This is a genomic window from Neisseria sp. P0001.S005 (assembly GCF_051963715.1).
Map to the genome: position 1 here is coordinate 1 of NZ_JBQCTZ010000362.1, position 1,932 is coordinate 1,932.

Consider the following 1,932-nt stretch of genomic DNA (forward strand, 5'->3'; position numbering starts at 1 on the left):
TCCTGCGTGTCGCCGATATACATACCGGGGCGTTTGCGTACCGCTTCCAAGCCTTCCAGCACTTGTATGCTGTCGGCGCCGTATTCTTCGTGTTTTTGGTCAGTCATGGTCTTTTCTTGCTGAATTTCAAGGAATTTTTCCGTACGCGCAATGAAATGTCAAACGGGCGCGGCGGATGTGTTCCGAAAGGTCAAAATAATAGGCAATTATACCTGATTTTGCTGGAATATTCAGCGTTTTAAGTGCAAAAAGGCCGTCTGAAAGATGAAATTTCAGACGGCCTTTGTATCGGAAAACAGGTTTAGCGTTTGACACCGCTCAATCGCGCCCAGCCTTCTTCGATTTCGGCAGGCTCGATGTCGAACCATTGGCTGTAAATGCCGCTGAGTTCTTCGACTTGTTCGTCCAAAAGACCGGACAAGACAATGCGGCCGCCTTGTTTGGTACGCGCGGCAAGCATTTCGCCGAGCATCCGCAGCGGGTTGGCCAGAATGTTGGCGACAACGACATCAAATTGGCCTTGCGGTAGGCCGTCCGGCAGGTAGAACTGCGCGTCGACGTTGTTTTGCGCGGCATTGTCTTTGCTGGCGCGGATGGCTTGTTCGTCAATATCCACGCCGATGGCGGAGCCTGCACCGAGTTTGAGGGCGGCAATGGCCAAAATGCCTGAGCCGCAGCCGTAGTCCAATACGCTTTCGCCGCCTTTGAGCTGCGTGTCCAGCCATTTGAGGCAGAGGCGGGTGGTCGGATGGCTGCCTGTGCCGAAGGCAAGGCCAGGGTCGAGTTGCAGGTTGACGGCGTTGCCGTCGGGCGCTTCGTGCCAAGATGGGGTAATCCACAGGCGGTCGGAAATTTGAATCGGGTCGAATTGCGCTTGGGTCAGGCGTACCCAGTCTTGATCTTCAAGGATTTCGCCGGTGTATTTCAAATCGTTCAAACCGCATTCCTGCGCGGCGGCTTCGATAATGGAAGCGGCATCGTCGCTTTCGCCGAAAAGGGCGATGACTTTGCTTTGTTGCCAGATTTGCTCAGTCGGCATGCCCGGTTCGCCGAAAATGGCCTGCTCGTTTTCTGTACCGGCGTAGGCATCTTCAATGGCGGCGGACAATGCGCCGTGTTCCATCAGCGCGTCGGCAAGGCGTTCGGCGACGGCATCGTTGACGTTGATGGTGATTTGTTGATAGGACATGGTGGGGCTTTCTTTTTAATAAGGCCGTCTGAAAATCGACGTTGTGCTTTCAGACGGCCTTGTAAGGTATGAAACCTGATGATGCAGGTTTATCGGTTTTTCAAACCCAATACGTCTTGCATATCGTACAGGCCTTTTTTGCCGTTTGCCCAAACTGCGGCGCGTACGGCACCGGCGGCAAAGGTCATGCGGCTGCTGGCCTTGTGGGTGATTTCCACGCGCTCGCCGTCGGTGGCGAAGAGGGCGGTGTGGTCGCCGACGATGTCACCTGCGCGGACGGTGGCAAAACCGATGGTGGACGGATCGCGCGGGCCGGTGTGGCCTTCGCGGCCGTAAACGGCGCATTCTTTGAGGTTGCGGCCGAGTGCGTCGGCAATGACTTCACCCATGCGTAACGCGGTACCGCTTGGGGCATCGACTTTGTGGCGGTGGTGGCCTTCGATGATTTCGATGTCGTAGCCTTCGTTCAACACGCGGGCGACGGTGTCGAGGATATGGAAGGTCAGGTTGACGCCGACGCTGAAGTTGGCTGCGAAGACGACGCCTGTTTTCTCGCCTGCGGCTTGGATGGCGGCTTTGCCTGCGTCGTCAAAACCGGTCGTGCCGATGATGATGTTGACGCCTTTTTCCACGCATTTTTGCAGGTGTTTCAGGGTTGGCTCGGGACGGGTAAAGTCGATGAGGACATCGCTTTGAGCCAGTACGGCATCCACGTCGTCTGAAATGGCAACGCCGGTTTTGAG

The 1,932-nt window shown here is 55.9% G+C and carries 2 protein-coding genes; both read right to left on the bottom strand.

All coding sequences use genetic code 11. The features are described from left to right. Nucleotides 1-301: 301 nt before the first annotated feature. Nucleotides 302-1,189, bottom strand: a complete 888-nt coding sequence (gene prmA, locus ACTHSP_RS20145; RefSeq protein WP_004520996.1) for a 50S ribosomal protein L11 methyltransferase — start codon at nucleotides 1,187-1,189, stop codon at nucleotides 302-304. Between the two features lie 89 nt (nucleotides 1,190-1,278). Then, the coding region (dapB, locus tag ACTHSP_RS20150; protein ID WP_440346787.1) for a 4-hydroxy-tetrahydrodipicolinate reductase at nucleotides 1,279-1,932 on the bottom strand (654 nt) is incomplete at its 5' end.

Coding starts and splice junctions, on each gene's coding strand:
- prmA (WP_004520996.1), bottom strand. CDS start 1,189: ATGTCCTATCAACAAATCACCATCAACGTCAACGATGCCGTCGCCGAA.